Below are 3,841 nucleotides of genomic sequence, written 5' to 3'. Positions count from 1 at the left end.
GGAAGGGCAGGCCTTCCTTTGCCGGCAGAGGGAGGACCGCGGTAGAACCAGGGTCACCTGGGAAAAATACAGAGATTTCAGGGAATACAGGCCGGGAGAGCATTTTCTCCCGGCCTTTTTTATCCACGAGGAGGGGATCCAATGACGCAGCATCTCTACACACCGGGGCCGGTGGACGTGCCTTTTTGTTCGAGGCAGGCGGGAGCCGGGCCCATGATCAGCCACCGGAGCGATGAATGGTCCGACCTGCTGAAGGAAGTGGACGGCCGTCTTGGGAGGCTTCTCGACGTAAAGGACCCGGTGGTCCTCCTGCCCGGCTCGGGCACGGGGGCTCTCGAGGCCTTGGCGGCGAACCTCCTGGCGCCCGGCAGTGAGGTGGTCTCCTTCTCCTGCGGCACCTTTGGAGACCGGTTCCGGGATATCGTCTCCCGGAGGGGGGCGAAGATCGTCGCCTTTGACGCGCCCAGGGGCGAGGGTTTCAAAAAAGAGCATGTCTGGGAGGCCCTAAAAAAATATCCCGGGTCCGATGCCCTCCTGTTCACCCACAACGAGACCTCCACGGGGGTCGCCAACCCCTTGGAGGACCTCCTTTCGGAGGTCCCGTCGGAGGGGCCGCTGGTACTGGTCGATGCCGTGAGTTCCCTCGGCGCCATGCCCTGCTATCCGTCGAGGTGGAGGATCGACGGCCTCGCCTCCTGCTCACAGAAGGGGCTTCTCGCCCCCCCGGGCCTGGCCGTGGTCTACCTGTCGGAACGGGGGTGGGAAAGGACCAAGCGGGACGCCTGCCCTTCCTACTTCTTCGACCTGGCGCTTCACAGGAGGTTCCTGAACAAAAGCAGGCCCCAAAACCCTTTCACGCCTCCCGTCAGCGTCTTTTACGGGTTGGCCGAGTCGCTCCGTTTCCTCGGGGGTTTCGGGTGGGGGCCCTGGTTCAGCAGGACCAGGAGAAAAGCTCGCTCCTTCGAGGCCGCCTGCGAAGGAATGGGACTTGAACTCTTCGTGGGGGAACAGGAATTTCGTTCGCCGGTCATGACCGCCCTGGAGATACCGGCCGGGAAGGAACGGCCGGTGAAGCAGGCCCTGGAGGAGATGGGCATCACCGTCGCCGAGGGACAGGGCAGGGAGGGCGGCACCCTGCGCATCGCCCACTACAACCCCGGCGGTTGGCCTGAGGTCTGTCTCCTGGCCGGGGGTGTCTTCGGAGCCGCCAGGAAATGCGGGATCGACGCCAGGGATGGATTCCTGGAAAAAGCACTGCAGACGTGGAACAGGGGGGGAAAGGAATCATGCTGAAGGTGCTGGTTACGGAAAAGATCTCCGAGGCAGGGCTCGACGTGCTCCGCCAGGACCCCGAGGTGAAGTTGCTGGTCAAAACCGGCCTCGCCAGGGAGGAACTCCTGGCGGAAGTGGCCGATGTGGACGGGATGATCACCCGTAGCGGGACTCCCCTCGACCCCGAGATCCTGGAGGCCGCGAAAAAACTGCGGGCGGCTGCCAGGGCCGGCGTGGGACTGGACAACATCGACCTGGCCGAAGCGAGCCGCAGGGGCGTCGTGGTCATAAACGCCCCCACCGGGAACACCCTGGCGGCAACGGAGCATACCATGGCCATGATGCTGTCCTTGGTCAGGAAGATACCCCAGGCCTTCAGTTCGGTGACCTCGGGGGAGTGGAAGAGGAGCCGTTTCCTGGGCCGCCAGCTTTCGGGCAAAAAACTTCTCGTCATCGGCCTCGGCCGGATAGGCACCCAGGTGGCCATCCGCTGCAGGGCTTTCGGCATGGAGGCTTCCGCCTATGACCCCTACGTCTCGCCGACCAAGGCCGAGAGGGCCGGGGTCCGACTGATGGACGATCTCAAGGGAGCCCTCTCATTGGCCGACGTGATCACCCTGCACGTTCCCCTCACGGCAGAAACCCGGGGAATGATCGCCAGGAAAGCGATAAAAGCCTGCCGGCCAGGGGCCTACCTGGTCAATTGTGCCAGGGGTGGGCTGGTGGACGAGGCGGCCTGCGCCGAAGCCCTGCGCTCGGGACAGCTGGCCGGGGCCGCCGTCGATGTCTTCGACGGCGAGCCGCCGACGGCCGATAACCCACTCATGGCCGAGGACATAAGAGAGAGAGTGATCCTTACACCCCACATCGGGGCCAACACCGAGGAGGCCCAGTCGGCGGTAGCCGTCATAGCTTGCTCAAACCTTCTCGCCGCCCTGAAGGGGAAACCCTGCGAGAACGCCGTGAACCTCCCCTTCGTGGAACAATCCCTCTCCGAGGGCACCAGGGCCTTCCTCTCGCTGGCCCGCAAGCTCGGCTTCCTTGCCGCCCATCTTTCCCGGGACCCGGCGGTGCTGCTGAAGGTCAGCCTGCGGGGGCCCCTCTTCTCGCCGGCCGACGAACCAGTGTGCTTCGAGATCCCCTACCACTTCTCACCCTTCACCGTGGCAGGGCTCAAGGGCTACCTGGAGTATTCCCACGGCCCCGAGGTGAACTACATGTCGGCTCCGCTGTTGGCGGAGGACAAGGGGATCGGAATCGAGGAGATCCGCACGGCCCCCGGGACCTGGCGCAACCAGGTCGAACTGGAACTCCTTTCGCCCGGCTCCGGGGAGGGCATATCCGTGGCGGGGACGATAACCGAGGAGGGGCGCCAGAGGGTGGTCAACATCGGCGGCTACTGGATAGAATTCATCCCCGAGGGCACGGTGCTGCTTTTCAGCAACCACGACCGTCCCGGCGTGATAGGGAAGGTGGGGACCCTCCTGGGAAAGGCGGGCACCAACATAGCTAACTTCGCCTTGGGGCGCAGAAACGGAAGCGGACTGGCCGTCGGGGCCCTGCAGATCGACGATGACGTCCCCCTACGGGTCCTGGAGGAACTGAAAAAGGACGTGGACCTGCTCTGGGCGGTGAAGGTCCGCTTCACGGAGGACCTCTAGATGAAGCGGCTATTCCTGGTAAGGCACGGGGAGACTGACTGGAACCGGGAAGGGCGCTTCCAGGGCAAGAGGGACATACCCCTGAACGCCCTGGGGAGTAGGCAGGCCCGGGCCGTTGCGGAGGCGCTTCTTTCCGCTTCCGTGGACAGGGTGGTGTCAAGCCCCCTCTCCCGTGCCGCCCAAACGGCGAGAGCGACGGCTTCTCTCCTGGGAATGAGCCTTGAGACCCATCAGGGCTTGAGCGAGATAGACCACGGACTCTGGGAGGGGCACACCGCCGGGGAAGTCGAAAACCTGTGGCCGGGGATGCTCACCCTCTGGCACTCCAGCCCCGGAGAGGTAACCATGCCGGAGGGGGAGAGCCTCCAGGACGTGTCGGGTCGCGCCTGGATGACCTTTGGCGAGATCCTGGCGGGATCGGGGAACACCGTGGCTCTTTTCTCCCACGATGCGGTCCTCAAGGTCCTCCTCTGCCGGATCTTCGAATGCCCCTTGAGCAGCTTCTGGAGGTTCCGCCTGGGAAACGGCAGCATCACCCTCCTCGAAGAGACGCCCCGGGGCCTGGAGGTCCTCGTCATGGGCGAGGCCTGCCACCTCGGGAGCACCTGGGAGAGGGCGGTCCAGAAAGGGCTTTGACTCCGCTTTTTTCGCGCTTTGATCCCTCTGGTCAGACCCCGTCGATGATCTCGGGAGCCAGGCCTTTGAACTGCTGCAGGTGCTCCCGCCTTTCCTTCCGGAGGTCCCCGATCATGGAGGCGTACTCCTCCCGGGAGTACCACCGGTAGGGATCGAGTTCCTCCCCTTGGGGCACCGGCAGCGACTTCGGTATCTCGTAACCCAGGATGTCGTCGTAGCGCCACTCTAGGGTCTCCCTCATGGCCTCCCTGATGGCCGTGGTGGTGGCCTCG

The 3,841-nt window shown here is 64.3% G+C and carries 4 protein-coding genes; 3 read left to right on the top strand and 1 reads right to left on the bottom strand.

What is annotated here, in order from left to right; all coding sequences use genetic code 11:
• The first annotated feature begins 141 nt into the window (after positions 1-141).
• The 3 genes from GX108_04255 to GX108_04245 are packed head-to-tail and all read left to right on the top strand — an operon-like array spanning position 142 to position 3,569.
• Positions 142-1,293, top strand: coding sequence for an alanine--glyoxylate aminotransferase family protein (locus GX108_04255; protein NLO56251.1), 1,152 nt, complete (start codon positions 142-144; stop codon positions 1,291-1,293).
• Positions 1,287-2,933: a phosphoglycerate dehydrogenase gene (locus tag GX108_04250; GenBank protein ID NLO56250.1), complete on the top strand. Its 1,647-nt coding sequence runs from the start codon at positions 1,287-1,289 to the stop codon at positions 2,931-2,933. The genes GX108_04255 and GX108_04250 overlap by 7 nt, the downstream gene beginning before the upstream one ends.
• Positions 2,934-3,569, top strand: a complete 636-nt coding sequence (locus tag GX108_04245; GenBank protein ID NLO56249.1) for a histidine phosphatase family protein — start codon at positions 2,934-2,936, stop codon at positions 3,567-3,569.
• A gap of 31 nt (positions 3,570-3,600) precedes the next feature.
• Here the strand turns inward: GX108_04245 and GX108_04240 are convergent.
• Positions 3,601-3,841 (bottom strand): phosphoenolpyruvate carboxykinase (locus GX108_04240; GenBank protein ID NLO56248.1); only part of this gene is annotated, 241 nt, incomplete at its 5' end.

The organism is Thermovirga sp. (genome assembly GCA_012523215.1).
Taxonomy (GTDB): Bacteria; Synergistota; Synergistia; order Synergistales; family Thermovirgaceae; genus 58-81.
The sequence above is the reverse complement of the archived record's forward strand: the minus strand, read 5'-3'. Positions and strand labels throughout refer to the sequence as shown.